Here is an 18310-nt window from a genome sequence, read left to right on the forward strand (position 1 = left end):
TAAACCTCTAATCAAAAAAACTGATGTTAGAGACCTGTCGCCATGGCGATCTGGCTATCGCAGTGGCGAATCCCGGGAGGCGACTCAGCCCGTCAACGGATGCAGAGGGTGGCCTATCACCTGTTTGATACTGGAAAGCAACCGGCACAGGACCGGTTGCCTTCTGACAACAACGACTATCAAGGGAAACCGCAGTCCGTTAACGCATGGTGACCATGGTCTGCAGGATCTGATCCTGGGTCTTGATGGTCTGCGCGTTGGCCTGGTAGTTGCGCTGCGCCACGATCATGCTGACAAGCTCCGAAGCCTGATCAACGTTGGAGCTTTCAAGCGCACCCGACAGCAGGGAACCCAACTGGCCGGTGCCGGCGCTGCCCAAAAGCTCCTGACCGGAATCGGTGGACGCCAGCCAGGCATTGTTGCCATCCGATTTCAGGCCCTGCTCGTTGGCAAAGCTGGCCAGCGCCACGCGACCCAGCGCACGGCTCTGACTGTTGGAATAGTTACCCATTACGTTGCCATTTTCGGCAATCGAGATGCCGGTCAGACTGCCCGCGGCATAGCCATCCTGGTTGGCGGCCTTGACCACGAAGTTGCCGCTGTTCTGAGTGACACCGGCAAGATCAATGTCGGCATTAATCACATTGGCCCCGTTCTGCGGATCGATGGTCAACTCGAGCGTGTCACCGCCAATGATCTTGCCATTTTCATTGAATGTCAGATTTGATGTGCCGACGTCCTCACCATTGCTACGAGCATGGACGGTCCATTCATTATTGTTGGCCGCCGATTTGACAAAGTACATGTTGACCTGCTGGGCATTACCCTGCGAATCATAGGTCGTCAGCGACGTCTGCCAGTTGTAGCTTTTGGGATCTGTGGCATCAAAGGCGATTGGATCACCGTTGGCATCCACCTTGGCCGTATCGGTCGAATCCAGGTTGAAGGTCATGTTGCCACCGGTGGTGGCACTGGCGTCCAGATCACCCTGCGGCACCTGCAGCGCGACCGGCTGGGCGCCGGCCAGCACGGTGGGATTGGCAGAGGTCGGATCATCGACCGGATAGCCCGTCAGCCGGCCGCCAGTGTTGTTGGTCAGATAGCCGTTGGCATCCATCTGGAACTGGCCGTTGCGCGAATAGGTGGTCTGCTGACCGTCGGTCAGACGGAAAAAACCACCACCATCGATGGCCAGATCAAGCTCACGGTCGGTGGTTTCCAGTGCGCCCTGGGAGAACCCCTGGGTGACACCGGAGACCTGCACTCCCAGACCCGCCTTGGCGCCGGCGTAGAGATCGGCAAACTCGGTACGGCTTTTCTTGTAGCCGACGGTCTGCGAGTTGGCAATGTTGTGGCCGATGGTATCGAGCTGACGGGAAGCTGCGTTAAGGCCACTGACGCCCTGTGTAAAAGCCATGGTTCATCCTCTGTTTTGAAATCGTCTTGCCGGCGGTGCCGGGTGGATCGTCAGGACGCGCCACACCGCGCCCGGTGGTGCGTTAAAGGATCTGTTTGACGTCGTTGAAGGCGACGTTGCCCATATTGGGTCCCAGATCCAGCTTCGTGGTGTTGTCACCGGTCATTACGCCACTCACGTAGCCATATTGGAGAGCGCGGGAGGTAACCGCCCGGCCACTGGCATCGGTGGCATTGATGGTGACCTTGTAAATGCCGTCATCCACGCGCGCGTCGCTGGCATCCTGGCCATTCCAGTTAAAGGACTGGACACCGGCCTTGAGCTCACCCAGATCGTACTGGTTGATCGTGCGACCCGAGCCATCGGTAATGGTGGCGGTGACACTGGCGGCATCATCGTCAAGCTCAACGCCAAAGGGCAGTACAACGTCTCCGTCAACCTGAACCCTGTCACCCTCGACCAGTACGCCACGGCCCACCATGGCACCGGCCTGCATTTTCTGGGAGGCATCGATCTGCCCCGTAACGCTGGACAATGTTTCATTGAGCTTGTCGATACCGCTGACCGTATTGATCTGCGCAATCTGCGAGGTGAACTCGGAGTTCTCCATCGGATTGAGCGGGTCCTGGTTCTTGAGCTGGGCGACCAGCAGGCTCATGAACTCCTCGCCCAGTTCGCCGGCGCTGCTCTTGCCCTTGCCGCTGCTGCCGTCCGTGGCGCTGGTGCCGTTCACACGGGCCAGCATTGAGCTGTCAATTGCCATGTTTTACTCCTTGATCACCCGGTTTACTGACCCAGCGTCAGCGTCTTGAGCATCAGTGACTTATTGGTATTGAGCACTTCGACGTTGGCCTGATAGGACCGGGCTGCCGAAATCATGTTGACCATTTCAGAGGTCGTATCCACGTTGGGCATGCTGACGTATCCCTGGTCATCCGCCGCCGGGTTTTTCGGGTCATAAAGACGCCGGAATTCACTCTGATCTTCACTGATTCCCGACACGCGCACGCCGCCGATCTGTTGACCGGATTCATAGGCCGTCTCGAAGGTCAGCTGTCTGGCGCGGTAGGGCTGTCCATCAGGGCCTGCGACACTGTCGGCGTTGGCCAGGTTGCTGGCGGTCACGTTCATGCGCTGCGACTGCGCCGACAGCGCCGATCCCGAAATATTGAAAACGCTGAAAAGACTCATTGTTCATTCTCCCGTCAGTGATCAGGACTCACGCTGCATGGCGTTTTTCAGGCCCTGCAATCGACTGGTCAGAAACTGTACGTCGGCCTGATAATGCACGGCGTTGTCTGCAAAATTGACGCGCTCCATGTCCATGTCGACCGTATTGCCATCCAGGCTTGGCTGGGATGGATTGCGATACATCAGATCGATGCCGCCCATGGCGCCACTGGCCTGCGCCGGGATATGCCGACTGGATGTCATGCTCAATGACAGCCCGCTCTGCCCTTCTGCTCGCCCCTGATTGACGACACGATCCAGCTCGGTCTTGAAGTCAAAATCGCGCGCCTTGTAGCCGGGGGTATCGGCATTGGCAATGTTGGCGGACAGTACTTCCTGGCGCTGGGCACGCAGGCTGAGAGACTGCTGAAACACGTTGAGTGAGGCGTTGAGCCGGTCGATCATGGGGAGTCGCTCCATTGCGCCATGAATCATTAAGACACCAAGGGTTACTTTCTTTTACCTTTTGGAATGAGCGCAGCTTAAAGAGACCGCAATCGTCACCATTGAATGAAAAGGCTGCTTTTTAGGGGTTATTTCGAACCCTGTTTTTTTGACCGCTTCTCTAGAATGCTCAGCATCCGGGTAACCGTTTGATGACAACAGGCCATTTCATGTCACTGTCCTTCACACGCTCACAACAAAGACAATTTCGCCGTGGCACGACGCTTTTGCTGATCGCGGTCGGTCTTGTCTGTGCGCCGGTGCAGGCAGGCGAGCAGGTCATTTATGATGTGATCGAAGGCTTTTTGCTGGAGCAGACAGCCGGGGAAGACGGCGACGTCACCATTGACGTAACGCCGTCTCCAATGGCGGCCAGAACCTGTCAGACACCTTCTGCTTTTCTACCGGGTCGCGGTGGCAGGGTCTCCGGTCGTACGTCAGTCGGTGTGCGCTGTCCGGGCGACGCGCCGGAGACACGCTACTTTCAGGCCTACGTGCATATCCACGGACAGTATCCGGTCGTCAATCGCACCATCATGCCAGGTGACGTCATCGAGCAGAGTGATCTTGACTGGCAACAGGGGGATCTGACCCGGCTTTCCAGTCGCCTGATCACCGATGCCTCAAAGCTGGTGGGCCAGGTATCACAGCGCCGCATTGCCCCCGGCCAGCCGCTTCAGGAAGGCATGGTCAAGGCCCCGGTGGTCATCAAGCGCGGTGCGGAAGTTGCCCTGCAGGTCAGAGGCAACGGATTCATGATCAGCAGTAGCGGCCGGGCGTTGAACGACGCCGGGCTGAATGAAGAGGTTCGGGTTAGAATGCCCTCTGGCAGCGTTATCAATGGTGAGGCAAGTCGCGAAGGGCTGGTGGAGGTTCACTAGTCGACAGGACACAAGAGTTACGCATTGATATCCGTTTGACACTTTTCGTTACAAGGGCAGGTTAAAGAACCGCCCTGTGGTGTCGATAATGGGTACAACAGCGCTTGTCTGCGCCCCTTTACCAGCTCACCCGAGTGAGCGCTTCGGAGAGCATCACGATGAAAATTGATAGTAGCAACAGTTCGATCAACCGCATTGCCAATCCGTCTCCGGTGACACGCGTCAACACGCCTGAAACTGCCAAAACCGAGCAGAGCGCGGCGACACGCTGGGTGCCTTCCAGTGCGCATGACGGCTCCCGGGATATTGACACGGCACGTGTCAACGAGCTGCGCCAGGCCATTCGCGAGGGCAGCTTTGAGGTGGATACCGGAAAAATTGCCGATGGCCTGATCGCAAGCGCACAGGAGCTGCTTTCGAACAAGGGCTAGGCACCTTCTGCTTGAATGCCTTTGGAGAATACGTGAATGAACGATTACGCCAATATCCTCAATCAGATCGATGAAGCACTCGGGCGCTTCATCGAGCTACTGGATCATGAGGCCGAGCTGCTGGAACGCCATCCGGTAGATATCGAAGCCCTGCTGCAGACCTGTGAGCACAAGGGGTCCGCAATGGTCCGGCTGGATCAGCTCGAGCGCGCCCGCAGCGCCCTGCTCGAAAGCCGCGGCCTCAATACGGATCGTGCTACGGGCGATCGCGTCGCCATTAAACTCGAACTCAACGAGCTGTGGCAGCGTGTGATCGAGCGTACCGAAGCGGCCGCTCAGCGTAATCGTCTCAACGGTTTCGTGATCGGCAGACGTCTGGACTTTCACAGCCGCGCTCTCAACTTTCTGCAGACCGCCGCCGGCATGACCATGTATGGCCCCAACGGGCGCCAGCACCATCTCGGCCGCTCCAGTACGCATCTGGTCGGCTGATACCGACCCGGTTGTTCGACACCCTGATTTTTAACAGAAAAGGGCCGCGCCATGACCATGGCGCGGCCCTTTTGCTGTCTCCTTCGGTCCTTTATGACGCGTCACGCCTCAGCCAGTAAAATGCCCTTGCATCGCAGCGCCGCGTTGCTTGACCGTCCGATCGGGAGCCATCCTTCAAAAGACCGTCTAGCGATCGAGCCGGCGGTAATTGACAAATACCTGTGCCACGCCGCCGCGCACCGGACGCTTGAGCATCCCCTCGCCGGGTAACACGAAACGCAGCGACAGCGGCGTATCGGTCGGCAGGCCCGCCAGGGCATCGGTACTGCCGTAAGGCATGTTCAATGTCACACACCCTGTCGGCGTACACAGCCGGGCAGCCGGCACCGGCCCATCCGATGCCAGCTCATAGCGCCACGACACTTCGGTCAGCAGGGTATCGGCCGGTGCCCGGTCGGTATAGGGCAGCGCCACCCGGTACTCCCACCCCTTCTGCGCCATGTCGGGTAGATTGACCTCGACCGGAATTGCCCCGCCGGCGCCGGCTCTGGCAATAGCCATCGGCAGCATCAATGCGGCGGTGACCATCAGCCGATGTCGCAATGGACGCCCTGTCATGACTGGGACCCGATAATGGCGGTGACACGAATCTGGCGCTCTTCGGGAATTTCTGCCTGGGAGAGCACGACCAGACGCGGCAGGCGCCGGCGCAAAAAGCGCGACAGCAGCGAGCGCACGCCGTGTTGCACCACCAGCACGGCCGGCAGTCCCCGCTCTTCCTGACGCTGGACGGCAGCCTCTGCCTGCTGAAGCAGGGTATCGGCCAGTCCCGGTTCCAGCGCCCCACCGTTGTTGAGCGCCTGCATCAGCATTTTCTCCAGATCGACGTCGAGACTGATAACCTCGGCAGGCTCCTGCCCCGGGAAATACTGCTGCGTAATGGCGCGTCCCAGCGCCAGCCGCACGACCGCCGTCAGCTCCATGGCATCGGTCGTGTGCGTGGCATGATCGGCCAGTGCGTCGACAATGGTGCGCATATCGCGGATTGACACATCTTCCGACAGCAGCTGCTGCAGTATGCGGGTCAGCGTCGTCAGCGAAATCAGCTTCGGCACAACCTCCTCGACCAGACTCGGCGACTCCTTCGCCAGCCGATCCAGCAGCTTCTGGGCTTCACTGCGTCCCATCATTTCGCTGGCGTGCTCACCGAGCAGGTGATTCAGATGGGTGGCCACCACCGTGCTGGCATCCACCACGGTAAAGCCCTGCATCTGGGCCTGATCGCGCTGATCGGCATCGATCCAGGTGGCCGGTAGTCCGAATGCCGGGTCTTTCGTCGCACGCCCCTCAAGACTTCCCATCGCCTGACCGGGATCGATGGCCAGATACTGCCCGGGCCACGACTCCCCTTCGCCGATCAATACGCCATTGAGCGCAATGCGATACTGCTGTGGCTGCAGCGACAGGTTGTCGCGAATATGCACCACCGGCGGGAGAAACCCGACCTCCTGGGCAAACTTCTTGCGCAGACTCTTGATGCGCTTCAAAAGTTCGCCATCCTGATTCTGATCCACCAGCGGAATCAGGCGATGGCCAACCTCGAGACCAAGCGGGTCTACCAGCTGTACGTCATCCCAGCTGGCTTCCTGGGTGTCCGTAGTGGCAGCCGGTGCCGGCCGCGACTCCTCCACGACGTCGGCCTCCTGCTTTTTCTTGCTCAGATACCAGCCCAGACCGCCCAGCATGGCGGTAAACATCAGAAACACCAGGTTGGGCATCCCGGGAATGATCCCCAGCAACCCGATGACCCCCGCCGCCAGATAGAGCACGCGCGGATTGGTGAACAGCTGCCCCAGTAGCTGCTGGCCGACGTCCTGTTCGGTATTGACGCGCGAGACGGTCACACCGGCCGCCGTCGAGATGATCAGGGCCGGAATCTGGCCGACCAGACCATCTCCGATGGTCAACAGCGTATAGGTGTGGGCCGCTTCGCCCACCGACAGCCCGTGCTGGGCCACGCCCACGATCAGGCCGCCCACGATGTTGATGACCATGATCAGAATGCCGGCGATGGCATCACCACGCACGAACTTGCTGGCACCATCCATCGAGCCGTAGAAATCGGCCTCTTGGGAGACTTCACTGCGTCGATGCTTGGCCTGGGTTTCGTCGATCAGGCCGGCGTTGAGATCGGCATCAATGGCCATCTGCTTGCCGGGCATGGCATCCAGTACAAAGCGGGCCCCCACCTCGGCAATACGCCCGGCGCCCTTGGTAATGACCATGAAGTTGATCACCACCAGAATAATGAACACCACCAGGCCCACGGCAAAGTTACCGCCCACCAAAAACTCGGCGAACGCCTCGATGACCTTGCCGGCGGCATCTCCGCCGCTGTGACCTTCCATCAGGACCACGCGGGTCGAGGCAACGTTCAACGACAGTCGCAATAGCGTCGAAAACAGCAGTACCGCCGGGAAGGCCGCAAAATCAAGCGGCTTGGTGGTAAACATGCTGACCAGCAGCACCATGATCGCCAGGGCGATATTGAAGGTGAACAGCATATCCAGCAGAAATGGTGGCAGCGGCAGCACCATCATCGCCAGGATCATGAGAATCAGAACAGGCCCGGCCAGAAACTTCAGCTGGCCGCTCTGATTCAGACCACCACGGGAAAACAGTGCACTCAATGCATTCATGTCAGCAATGACCTGTCATGGTAGATAGGTTGTCCGGAACCCTTGATGGGCAATGCAGTACCCGGGCATCAGGGTTCATTGTTGTCGTCTTCATCGGAAGTCGGCGGGGTATAGGCCATTTCTTCAGGGACCTCGATGTGGCCGGGTCGCTGCGGGGACTGACCTCCTTCGCTACGATAGCGCCGGAGCTGATACACCCAGGCCAGCACTTCCGCAACGGCGGTATAAAGTGGTGCCGGGATTTCTCGCCCCAGCTCGCCATGGCGATACAGCGAGCGCGCCAGCGCCGGTGCCTCCAGAAAGGGGATACGGTTTTCCTGACCCAGCTCGCGGATTCTGCCCGCTACGGCATCGGCTCCCTTGGCCACGACCCGGGGCGCGCCCATCTCGCCATCCTTGTAGACCAGCGCCACAGCGAAGTGGGTCGGGTTGGTGATAATGACATCGGCCGTGGGCACCTCACTCATCATGCGACGGCGAGCAGCCGCCTGCTGCTGCTGACGGATACGCCCCTTGACCTGAGGGTCCCCTTCGGACTCCTTGTGCTCCTGACGAATATCATGCCGGCTCATGCGAAGTTTTTTGGTATGACTCCACAGCTGATAGGGCACATCGATCAGGATAACGACGATAAAGGCCAGCAGAATCAAAGCGCAGCAAAAGAGCACCAGCAGCAGCATGTGGCGCATGGCGGCCTGCAGGCTTTCCCCGGCAAGGCCGAGCAGCTGACCCTGATGGCTATAGATGAAGGCAGCAGCCACCAGCGCGATCAGTACTGATTTGGCAATGGTCTTGGCCAGCTCCGCCAGCACCTGGCTTGAAAAAATGCGCTTGAATCCGGAGATCGGATTAAGCTTTTTGATGTCAAACTTGAGGGATTTGGTCGAAAACAGCCAGCCGCCCAGCGCCATCGGCGCCAGCAGTGCCACGATGACCATGATGCCCATGATGGGTGCCAGGGCCAGCAGGGCCTGCCCCCCCATCGCCGTGACGTTGATCATCATGCGCGAAGGGTCCCGCGCCACACCGGCATCGAAGGTCATGGCGTTACCCATTACTCCCGAAAGCACCTCGCCCATCCAGCCCATGCAAAGCGCCAGGCCACCGGCCCCGACGGCCAGCACCAAAAAGGTGGTCAATTCACGTGAACGGGCAACCTGTCCCTCTTCACGGGCCTTTTCAAGGCGTCGTGCCGTGGGCTCTTCGGTCTTTTCTTCGTCGCTGTCGCCTGACATTTCGACCCCATGAAATCATGTGGAGCGTCGTGCTCTCTGGGCGACATTGTGAAAGGAAGGGAGGAGAAACAATCGCTTGAATAGCCCTCCCGAGGGAGAGCTATTCGACACATAAGCGGGGAATGACGCCTAGAACCCGAGGCTGTCGAGCAGATCATCGACCTGGGACTGGTCGGTGACGATATCGGCACGCCCTTCTGTCTTGACCTGCGGGCCGTTGAGCAGGTCTTCTGCGGTCCTGTTGTTGCTATTGTCGTCTTCCCTGGCACGCTCTCGCATGGTGTCCGAGGGAATATTGTCGATCAACACCTGGACCAGCTCACGCTCGATCTCGTGGATGACTTCCATCATCTTCTTGATGACCTGGCCGGTCAGGTCCTGAAAGTCCTGGGCCATCATGACTTCCATCAGCTGGCTCTGGGTCGCGCGCGTCTGTGCCGGCACCCACTCCAGATAGGCCCGGGTGTCTCCCACCAGGTCACGCGCCTCATCCTGTTCGAGCGGCTTGTCGAACCACTGATCCCAGCGACTGGCCAGTTCCGCCGACTGTTTCTCAATGTTGTCCTGAATCGGCTGGGCGATTTCGATGGCATTGAGCGAGCGCTCGGCGGCCTGCTCGGTCATGGAGGCGATGTAGCTCAGTCGATCACGGGAGTCCGGAATGGCCTGGGCGGCCTTCTCGACCTCCTTGTCCAGGCCGAGCTCTCGCATGTTGTCACGCAGGGCACGCGTCAGCTGGCCGATTCGCGCGATAAGATCCGGCGGGATGGCATCATCCATGTTCTGCGGTTTGGCATTGGCTGTCATTTCATCAACTCCCGATGGCGAATCCGCAGGCCTATTTATCGAGCTTTTCGAAGATCTTGTTCAGCTTCTCTTCGAGCGTTGCGGCGGTAAAGGGTTTGACCACGTAACCATTGGCGCCGGCCTGCGCCGCGGCGATGATGTTTTCCTTCTTGGCTTCTGCCGTCACCATCAGCACCGGAAGATGCTTGAGATTGTCATCGGCACGAATCTGCTTGAGCATTTCCAGACCGTCCAGGTTGGGCATGTTCCAGTCAGAGACCACAAAGCCAAAGCTGTCACTGCGCAGCTTGGCCAGACCGTCGACACCGTCCTCGGCTTCATCGACATTGTTGAAGCCGAGTTCCTTGAGGAGGTTACGCACGATACGACGCATGGTGGGAAAGTCGTCCACCACCAGAATGTGAATGTTTTTGTCAGCCATGTCTGCCATTTCCTTTTCAAATAAGTGCGCTTGCGCGCGAGTCAACGATTCAGGGATGCCGCGCTACACGCGCAGCGCCTGGCGATTGTTGCCACCCAGCTGCGCCAGTGCCCGCTCGCACATGTCGGTGATGGAGACCACCTCGCACGCCCCGCCCAGTGCGATGGCCTCCCGCGGCATGCCAAAGACCACACAGCTGGCCTCATCCTGCGCCAGCGTCCAGGCGCCGGCCTGACGCATCTTCAGGAGTCCCTGGGCACCATCCTTGCCCATGCCGGTCAGCAGTATGCCGATGGCATTCTTGCCCGCATTGGCGGCGGCCGATTCAAACAGCGCATCCACGGAGGGGCGGTGGCGATTGATGGGCGCTTCATGATCCAGTTCGATCACATAGTTGGCACCACTGCGCGCCAGGCGCAGATGCGCCTCGCCACCCGGCGCCAGATAGGCGTGTCCGGGCAAAACCCGCTCGCCATGGACGGCTTCACGCACGCTGATGCGGCACAGGGTATCCAGACGCGCGGCGAAGGATTTGGTAAAACCGGCCGGCATGTGCTGGGTAATCAGGACTGCCGGACTGTCTGAAGGCAGCGGCATCAGAAACTCCCGGATCGCTTCGGTGCCCCCGGTGGAGGCGCCCACGATCAAAAGTTTTTCGCTGGAGTACATCGGCGCGCGCAGTGCCGCAGGTGCCGGCGCCGATGAGGGCTGTGCGGCCTTGAGCTTTGCCCTGGAGGCTGCCCGGATCTTGTCGGTAATGGCATGGGCGTATTCGACCATACCTTCACGAATGCCAAGCTGTGGCTTGGTCACGAAATCCACGGCCCCCAGCTCAAGCGCCCGCATGGTGATTTCCGAGCCGCGCTCCGTGAGGGACGAAACCATCACCACCGGCATGGGGCGCAGGCGCATGAGCCTTTCCAGAAAATCCAGCCCATCCATGCGCGGCATTTCGACATCGAGTGTCAATACATCGGGATTGGTCCGCTTGATCAGATCACGAGCCACCAGTGGATCGGGGGCCGTGGCGACCACCTCCATGTCCGACTCCTGATTGATGATTTCGCTGATCAGACTGCGAATCAGGGCCGAGTCATCAACACACAACACCTTGATCTTGTTCACCGCACTGCTCCTTTCATTCCTGCCCCCGCGACCAGCGGCTGGACATTTTCTTCGACCAGTGCCTCGATCAGCGTCTTTTCGCGGCTGCAGACCGTGGCACTACCGCTGAGACGTCTCACCCTGACCTGGCCGGTCCCCGGCAGATAGTGCACACGCCGCGCATGGCTACCCTTGAGGTCCTGCGCGAGGACGCGAATATTTTCCCGATCAAGCCATGCCATGACGAAATCGGCATTGGCCTGACCGATACGCGAGGCCATGCCGGCAATGACCATGCCGCCACCAAAGACCTTGGCTTCCAGCCGGTCACGCCGTCCGCCCAGTCGACACACCTCTTCGACCAGCGTGCTCATGGCGTGCTCGCCATAGCGCAGACGCGGTCCGTTGGCATCGTGGCTGCCATCGCCGGGCAGCATGTAATGATTCATGCCCCCCACACCTGCGACGCTGTCGCGAATGCAGGCCGAGACACAGGAGCCCAGCACCGTCGACAGCACCATCGGTGTTGAGGTCACGTAATACTCGCTTGGCAGCAGTTTGACGGCGTCAAGGCTGTCATCACGATCGAAATAAAAGTGATTGGCTCGGCCCTCCTGCCCTCGCCCTGTCATGACCTTGCCCCTGGTCCGGATGCCAGCCCGTAGACGGTATGCCCCCGCAAACGAAAGACGTCGGTCAGATAGGTAAAGTTTTCAGAGTGCCCTGCAAACAGCAGCCCGTTGGGCTTGAGCAGCGGTGCAAACCTTTCCAGAATCCGTTTCTGGGTGGGCTTGTCGAAATAGATCATGATGTTGCGACAGAAGATGGCATCAAACGGCCCTTCCACGTTCCAGCGCGCTTCCAGCAGGTTCAGCTGGCGATATTCCACCATGGCCAACAGCGCCGGGTTGACCCGGGCCACGCCGGATCTGGCTCCGACACCGCGCATGAAAAACCGCTTGCGCTGCTCCATCGACAGCTTCTCGATCTGATTGATCGGGTAGATACCGGCGGCGGCCGTGGCAAGCGCCTTGGTATCAATGTCGGTGGCCACGATTCTGGCATTCGATGCCCTGGGGCCCAGCGCTTCGGTCAGCGTCATGGCCAGCGACCACGGCTCCTCACCGGTGGAAGCCGCACAGCACCAGACCCTGACATTGTCGCCCTGGGCGCGCACATGATCGGCCAGAATCGGAAAATGGTGCGCCTCACGAAAAAACGAAGTCAGATTGGTGGTCAGCGCATTGACGAAATGTTCCCACTCCTGGGACTCGGCATGACCATCCAGCAGATCGAGATACGCCTTGAACTGGTTAAGTCCGAGCATGCGCAGGCGACGTGCCAGACGGCTATACACCATCTCCTTTTTGTGTAATGCCAGTGCGATACCTGCACGCTCATGGATCAGGCGCCTGACACGCTCGAAATCCTCATGCGTCAGTTTCAAATCGCGGCTTTCAGCGACTTCTGTCACGTCTTTTACTCCGCATCACCGAGGTGATTAAAAGGTGGTCCAGTCCTCATTGGCCGTGTCCGTTACCGACTCATCACGCTGACGAGTCGCTGACGTCGCCGCAGGGACAAAGGCGCCGGTCCGGCCAGAGTCGATATGTGACGACGCGGACGTGCGCCTGCTCGACTCTCTGCCGCTTGGCTGCTCCCCGCGCTCCCCTGCAAGAGCAGCCCCGTCTGAAGCTATTATCGGCGTGCGCGCGCTTTCCTTGATCCTGAAAAGACTGACAATTTCATTGAGATGATCGGCGTTTTGCCGCATCGATTCAGACGCCGCGGAGGACTGTTCGACCATGGCGGCGTTCTGCTGAGTCATTTCATCCATGCGATGAATGGCCTGTCCAATCTGCTCGATACCGTTTTTCTGTTCACTGGAGGCCGAGGAGATCTCCTGCATCAACCCACTGACCCGATGCACGCCGCTGACGATATCGGTCATGGTGGACTGTGCGCGGGCGACCAGCTCACTGCCGGCACTGACCTCGACCGAGGATTGATCAATCAGCTCACGAATCTCGCGAGCGGCCTGAGCGCTGCGACTGGCCAGGCTGCGCACTTCGTTGGCGACCACGGCAAAGCCCTTGCCCTGCTCACCGGCCCGGGCGGCTTCCACCGAGGCATTGAGCGCCAGAATATTGGTCTGAAAGGCGATGCTGTCGATCACGCCCACGATATCGGAGATGCGTGACGACGCCTGCGTGATGCTCTCCATGCGCGCCACCACATCGCCCATCTCGCTGCGACCGCGCTCCGCCACGCTTGACGCCTCGTGCGCCAGCTGCGAGGCATTTCTGGCATGCTCGGCATTGTGGCCAACCGTTGCGGTCAGCTCCTCCATGCTGCTGGCGGTCTGCTCGAGCGACGCGGCCTGCTCTTCGGTACGACGGGAGAGATTCTGGTTACCGGTGGCCAGTTCACTGCTGGCCGGAGAGATCACGCCGACACTGCCCTTGACGTCACGGACGACGCCCAGCAGACACTTGCGCATGGTATCCAGCGCAATCATCAGCTGGTCCTGACTGTTGCTGGTTGCTTCAAGATTGCCGCTGGCGATCTGGCGACAGCACAACAGTGCCTGCTCAAGCGAGTGCTGCCCGCGCCGCGCCAGCAGCGCGCCTGTCACAGCAGTCCCTGCCGACAGCAGCGCCGTGGTGACCGTGAAAACGCTCATCAATACCGGTAGCGTCTGCTGCGTCGCGAGCATCTGATAGTCCGCCACCAGAAACCCCAGCAGCGCGACCGATGACGCGGCGCTGGTCATGCCGGCCCAGCCGGCCAAACGAGCGGGCGCCAGGCGCCTCAGCCGATGCAGCCAGCCCAGCGGCCCGGCCGGCGTGATGACACCATGCACCAGTGTCCATCCCTTGCTCTGGCCCTCGCCGATCTGTCGATACACACGTTCAGCGTGCGCAATGGCAGCATCATCAGCCTTGACCCGGACCGAGGCGTACCCCTTGACCCGGCCCCTTTCCATCATCGGCATGACGGTCGCCCTGACCCAGTAATAACCACCATCCTTGCGACGGTTCTTGACCATGCCGGTCCAGGTGCCGCCATCCCGCAGGGTCTGCCAGAGATTGGCAAAGGCCACTCGCGGCATATCCGGATGTCGCACCAGATTGTGCGGCGCGCCGATCAACTCGTGACGTTCGAAGCCGCTGACCTCGATAAAGGCCGGGTTGGCGTAGATGATGTTGCCATCCAGGTCCGTCTGCGAGATCAGAAACTGCTGCTCGTCAAGGATGTAGTGTTCGTCGTTGACCGGTTGATTGTTGCGCACAAATCAATCCCCTGCGGTAGCGTTCTGGCTGATGAAGGTCAGTATTCATGTGCACATCAAACTATATTTCGAATAAAACAAAACATGGATTAGCGCCTTTTGAATCACGCTATTCATGCCGATGCCCCCTGGTGCAGATACAAAAAAAGCGCCGGCAGAAGCCGGCGCTTTTGGCCATACAGGGGATCAATCATGCGGCCTTGTCGATCAGGGCCATCTCTTCACTGGTCATCAGCTTTTCGATATCCACCAGAATCAGCATGCGATCGTCCAGACTGCCCAGGCCCATCAGATAGTGGGTGGACAGGGTCGAGCCAAATTCCGGTGCCGGTTTGATCTGCTCGCCGGTCAGCGCCAGCACATCGGAAACGCCGTCCACGACCACACCCACCACCCGGTGACCGATATTGAGCACGATCACAACGGTCTGTGCCGTATAGTCGGCGTTGCCCAGCGCAAACTTCAAACGCAGATCCACGATGGGGACGATAACGCCGCGCAGGTTGGTCACCCCCTTGATGAAGGAGGGCGCGTTGGCGATGCGCGTGACCCCTTCGTAGCCGCGGATTTCCTGAACACTGAGAATATCGATACCGTATTCTTCCGTGCCCAGCCGAAAGACCAGAAATTCGTGGCTGTCGCCGTCCAGTTGCGCCTTCTCGATAGCAGAATTTTCCATTGTTCCAACTCCCCGATGCCCGACCCTTCGGGCAGAATTAAAGATGGTTGTTCGGTTTACGTTCGCATCAGTGCAGCGTGGCAGCACTACGCTGATTGCCCGCCTGACTGCCTTCGCGATCCTGGGGCGCCCGTGACAGCGCCGGGATATCCAGGATCAATGCCACGCTGCCATCGCCCAGGATGGTGGCGGCAGAGATACCGGGCACACGTCGATAGTTGGTCTCCAGGTTCTTGACCACCACCTGGTGCTGTCCGATCAGCTGGTCCACCTGCAGGGCAAAGCTGCGCCCTTCGCTTTGTACGATCATGACAATTCCCTGGGTGACATCCTGCTGGGCCCCGGGAATATCGAAGACGCGATAGAGCTCGACCAGGGGCAGATATTCGCCGCGGACATGCAGGACGCGGTCATTGCCGGTCACGGTGCTGATATCTTCCGGCTTGACCTGCATGGACTCCTTGATGGCCCCCAGCGGCAGGATATAGACCTCTTCTCCCACACGGACCGACATGCCATCGAGAATGGCAAGCGTCAGGGGCAGCACGATGCGCGTCGTGGTGCCATGCCCGGGGCGTGAAAGGATGTCTACATGGCCGCCCATCTGCGCGATATTACGCTTGACCACATCCATGCCGACGCCGCGTCCGGACAGGTCGGTCACCTGATCGGCCGTTGAAAAGCCGGGCGCAAAGATCAGCTGCCAGACATCGTCATCGCTCATGGCATCGGATACGCTCAGACCGTTGTCGCGGGCCTTGTTCAGGATACGCTCCCGACTCAGACCGGCGCCGTCGTCACTGATCTCGATAAGGATGTTGCCGCCCTGATGGCTGGCGGACAGGGTCAGTTTGCCCGCGGCCGGCTTGCCGGCGGCCAGGCGCCGATCGGGCGTTTCAATGCCGTGGTCCAGACTGTTGCGAACCAAATGCGTAAGGGGGTCGACAATACGCTCGATCAGCCCCTTGTCGAGCTCGGTGGATTTGCCCACCGTTTCAAGCTCGACCTGCTTGCCAAGCTTGCCTGCCAGATCGCGCACCAGCCGCGGAAAACGGTTGAAGACCACATCCATGGGCATCATGCGAATTGACATGACCGCTTCCTGCAGATCGCGAGCGTTTCGCTGCAGCTGGGTCATGCCACTGAGCAGATTTCCGTGAGTCACCGGATCAAAATCGGCAGTACCCTGCTCCAGCATGGACTGGGTAATGACCAGCTCGCCGACCAGGTTGATGATCTGATCGATCTTTTCGATCGACACGCGAAGAGAGGCGTTTTCACTGCTGGCGGCCGAGCGCTCGGACTTTTTGGCAGCAGGTGCGCCAGCCTGTGCCGGCTCGGCGGGTGCTGCCGGCGCAGCGTCCGCTGCCGGCGGTGATGGCGCGGCCTCGGTCGCGTCGGATGCCTCCTGCTCGGACGCTTCAGCAGCCGGGGCCGCGGCGTCCTCTTGTGCCTCGGCCGGCGCGGCGTCAGCCGCGTCAAAGGTAATCTGGTCGTCATCGACCACGAAACAGAGAACGGCGCGAATATCGTCCTCACCCGTGGCGGTTTCAAGATGCACGGTCAATACATCGTTGGCATGCTGCTGCTCGAGTACGGTGCCAAACAGTGCCAGCTCTTCTGCCAGACTGGCGGCGTTATCCGCTGCCACACCGGTAATTCTGATGACCATGGCACCGCTGCTGACAGGCGCCGCCGCAGCGGCCTGCTCGTTGCCCTCAGTCACGGGCGCGATACTGTCTCCTCGCCCCTTCTCTTCGGCCAGCTTCTTCAGCGTTTTACAGATACGCTCATAGGTAGCGCTGTCCGGCTCGGTCTGTTGACGATAGGCGTTGAGCTGATCGCTGAGCATATCCTTGGTTTCCAGAAATATGTCGATAGTGGTCGGGTCAAGGGTCAGTTCGTGATGACGCGCCTGATCGAGCAGGTTCTCGAACAGGTGTGTGGTCTCCTGCAGTATCGTGAAGCCGAACGTACCCGCCCCCCCCTTGATGGAGTGTGCTGCCCTAAAGATGGCATTGAGCTGTTCGCCGTCGGGATCGTTGGGATCGATCTGCAAAAGCTGCTGCTCCATGTCGCTGAGCAGCTCTTCGGCTTCGTCAAAGAATGTCTGGTAGAACTCGGAGATATCGATACTCACGCCTGATGCCCTGCCCTGCTTCTGGATTCGTACCAGCGCTCGAGTCGAGCGCACGCGAATGTGTTGTCAAAACCTGCCGGCCTGCTGTTCATTGTGCAGCGACCTGTCTGGACCCGGTGGCGTCCTCGGGCGCGTTACCCTCCCGGGTCAGCTCATTGACCGCCCCCGGGGGCTGATCACTGTCGATGACCGCCGGCGTTCCGGGTGCCATGTTTTCCTGCTCCATCATTTTCTGGGCGCGACTGTTGAGCACCAGAATGCTGATCCGACGGTTAAGCGCACTATCTTCTTCACCGGGCATGTTCATGGTGTCCGCCATGCCGATCACTCGCAGCAGCTTTTCAGGCTCCAGTCCGCCTGCCACAAGCTCGCGTCGTGAGGCGTTGGCCCGATCCGTCGAAAGCTCCCAGTTGCTGTATCCCTTGAACCCGGCTGCAAAGGGCAGATCGTCCGTATGGCCCGACAGGGTCAGCTTGTTGGGCAGCTCATTGAGCAAGGGCGCAATGGCCGTCAGGATGTCGTGCATGTAGGGCGCCACGCGCGCGCTGCCTATTTCGAACATCGGACGACGCTGACTGTCCACAAGCTGAATCCGAAGCCCTTCGGGCGTAAGGTCAAGGCGCATCTGCGAGCGCAGATCCCGCAGGGCCGGGTTTTCCTGCATCAACGCTTCGAGGCGCGCCTTGAGCCTGCTGAGTGCTGACATGTCGGCCGCCATTCCACTGTTTTGCTCGATGGTGATACGAGAACGCTCACCCTCGCTGTGCATGACGTCATCACCGCCGCCGGGAATGGCGCTATTACTGGCCGAATTACGGTCTCCGCCGGCCAGGGCCACCTTGAGCGGGGTGCGAAAATACTCACTGATCTGCTCGAATTCAGCCTTGGAGCTTCCTGCCAGAAGCCACATGACCAAAAAGAAGGCCATCATGGCCGTCATGAAGTCGGCGTAGGCAATTTTCCAGCTGCCGTGTGCACCATGGTGGCCGGCAGCCTTCTTGCGACGTACGACAATGGGACGACGATGCTGGCTCATGA

General features: G+C 59.6%; 19 protein-coding genes. 3 read left to right on the forward strand and 16 right to left on the reverse strand.

Features of this window, described 5'->3' with window-relative positions; translation table 11 throughout:
• Positions 1 to 199: 199 nt before the first annotated feature.
• From flgE to flgB, 4 genes are all read right to left on the reverse strand, one after another.
• Positions 200 to 1417 (reverse strand): flagellar hook protein FlgE, encoded by a 1218-nt coding sequence (flgE, locus tag M1D97_RS08940; protein WP_456267397.1) that lies wholly within the window; start codon positions 1415 to 1417, stop codon positions 200 to 202.
• An 82-nt stretch (positions 1418 to 1499) separates the two neighbouring features.
• Positions 1500 to 2180 carry a flagellar hook assembly protein FlgD gene (locus M1D97_RS08945; protein WP_456267398.1) on the reverse strand — a complete coding sequence of 227 codons (681 nt, stop codon included), beginning with the start codon at positions 2178 to 2180 and terminating at the stop codon, positions 1500 to 1502.
• 23 nt (positions 2181 to 2203) lie between these two features.
• On the reverse strand, positions 2204 to 2608 hold the full coding sequence (gene flgC, locus M1D97_RS08950; RefSeq protein WP_456267399.1) for a flagellar basal body rod protein FlgC: 405 nt from the start codon (positions 2606 to 2608) through the stop codon (positions 2204 to 2206).
• A gap of 21 nt (positions 2609 to 2629) precedes the next feature.
• Complete coding sequence (gene flgB / locus M1D97_RS08955) at positions 2630 to 3052, reverse strand: flagellar basal body rod protein FlgB (RefSeq protein WP_456267400.1); 423 nt, start codon at positions 3050 to 3052, stop codon at positions 2630 to 2632.
• A 209-nt stretch (positions 3053 to 3261) separates the two neighbouring features.
• Here flgB and flgA point away from each other — a divergent pair, with 209 nt between their 5' ends.
• The 3 genes from flgA (at position 3262) to M1D97_RS08970 (ending at position 4895) form a co-directional block, all read left to right on the forward strand.
• Complete coding sequence (gene flgA / locus M1D97_RS08960; protein WP_456267401.1) at positions 3262 to 3972, forward strand: flagellar basal body P-ring formation chaperone FlgA; 711 nt, start codon at positions 3262 to 3264, stop codon at positions 3970 to 3972.
• Positions 3973 to 4130: 158 nt separating this feature from the next.
• Positions 4131 to 4403, forward strand: coding sequence for a flagellar biosynthesis anti-sigma factor FlgM (flgM, locus tag M1D97_RS08965; protein ID WP_456267402.1), 273 nt, complete (start codon positions 4131 to 4133; stop codon positions 4401 to 4403).
• Between the two features lie 36 nt (positions 4404 to 4439).
• Positions 4440 to 4895, forward strand: a complete 456-nt coding sequence (locus M1D97_RS08970; protein WP_456267403.1) for a flagella synthesis protein FlgN — start codon at positions 4440 to 4442, stop codon at positions 4893 to 4895.
• Positions 4896 to 5081: 186 nt separating this feature from the next.
• Here the strand turns inward: M1D97_RS08970 and M1D97_RS08975 are convergent, their stop codons facing one another.
• The 12 genes from M1D97_RS08975 to motB form a co-directional block, all read right to left on the reverse strand.
• Positions 5082 to 5456, reverse strand: a complete 375-nt coding sequence (locus tag M1D97_RS08975; protein ID WP_456267404.1) for a flagellar protein FlhE — start codon at positions 5454 to 5456, stop codon at positions 5082 to 5084.
• Between the two features lie 53 nt (positions 5457 to 5509).
• Positions 5510 to 7594, reverse strand: a complete 2085-nt coding sequence (gene flhA, locus M1D97_RS08980) for a flagellar biosynthesis protein FlhA (RefSeq protein WP_456267405.1) — start codon at positions 7592 to 7594, stop codon at positions 5510 to 5512.
• Between the two features lie 68 nt (positions 7595 to 7662).
• Positions 7663 to 8829 carry a flagellar biosynthesis protein FlhB gene (flhB, locus tag M1D97_RS08985; protein WP_456267406.1) on the reverse strand — a complete coding sequence of 389 codons (1167 nt, stop codon included), beginning with the start codon at positions 8827 to 8829 and terminating at the stop codon, positions 7663 to 7665.
• 129 nt (positions 8830 to 8958) lie between these two features.
• Complete coding sequence (gene cheZ / locus M1D97_RS08990) at positions 8959 to 9636, reverse strand: protein phosphatase CheZ (protein ID WP_456267407.1); 678 nt, start codon at positions 9634 to 9636, stop codon at positions 8959 to 8961.
• A gap of 31 nt (positions 9637 to 9667) precedes the next feature.
• Complete coding sequence (gene cheY / locus M1D97_RS08995) at positions 9668 to 10057, reverse strand: chemotaxis response regulator CheY (protein WP_090129602.1); 390 nt, start codon at positions 10055 to 10057, stop codon at positions 9668 to 9670.
• Between the two features lie 63 nt (positions 10058 to 10120).
• Positions 10121 to 11182 (reverse strand): protein-glutamate methylesterase/protein-glutamine glutaminase, encoded by a 1062-nt coding sequence (locus M1D97_RS09000; protein WP_456267408.1) that lies wholly within the window; start codon positions 11180 to 11182, stop codon positions 10121 to 10123.
• On the reverse strand, positions 11179 to 11793 hold the full coding sequence (locus tag M1D97_RS09005; RefSeq protein WP_456267409.1) for a chemoreceptor glutamine deamidase CheD: 615 nt from the start codon (positions 11791 to 11793) through the stop codon (positions 11179 to 11181). The genes M1D97_RS09000 and M1D97_RS09005 overlap by 4 nt, the downstream gene beginning before the upstream one ends.
• A complete protein-coding gene (locus M1D97_RS09010; RefSeq protein WP_456267410.1) occupies positions 11790 to 12635 on the reverse strand; it encodes a CheR family methyltransferase in 846 nt (281 codons plus the stop codon). The genes M1D97_RS09005 and M1D97_RS09010 overlap by 4 nt, the downstream gene beginning before the upstream one ends.
• A gap of 27 nt (positions 12636 to 12662) precedes the next feature.
• Positions 12663 to 14453, reverse strand: coding sequence for a methyl-accepting chemotaxis protein (locus M1D97_RS09015; RefSeq protein WP_456267411.1), 1791 nt, complete (start codon positions 14451 to 14453; stop codon positions 12663 to 12665).
• A gap of 190 nt (positions 14454 to 14643) precedes the next feature.
• A complete protein-coding gene (cheW, locus tag M1D97_RS09020; protein ID WP_456267412.1) occupies positions 14644 to 15132 on the reverse strand; it encodes a chemotaxis protein CheW in 489 nt (162 codons plus the stop codon).
• A gap of 67 nt (positions 15133 to 15199) precedes the next feature.
• Positions 15200 to 17266, reverse strand: coding sequence for a chemotaxis protein CheA (gene cheA / locus M1D97_RS09025; RefSeq protein ID WP_456270201.1), 2067 nt, complete (start codon positions 17264 to 17266; stop codon positions 15200 to 15202).
• Positions 17267 to 17360: 94 nt separating this feature from the next.
• Positions 17361 to 18308 (reverse strand): flagellar motor protein MotB, encoded by a 948-nt coding sequence (gene motB, locus M1D97_RS09030; RefSeq protein ID WP_456267413.1) that lies wholly within the window; start codon positions 18306 to 18308, stop codon positions 17361 to 17363.
• Positions 18309 to 18310 lie beyond the last annotated feature (2 nt).

It is taken from the genome of Kushneria sp. AK178 (assembly GCF_053903105.1).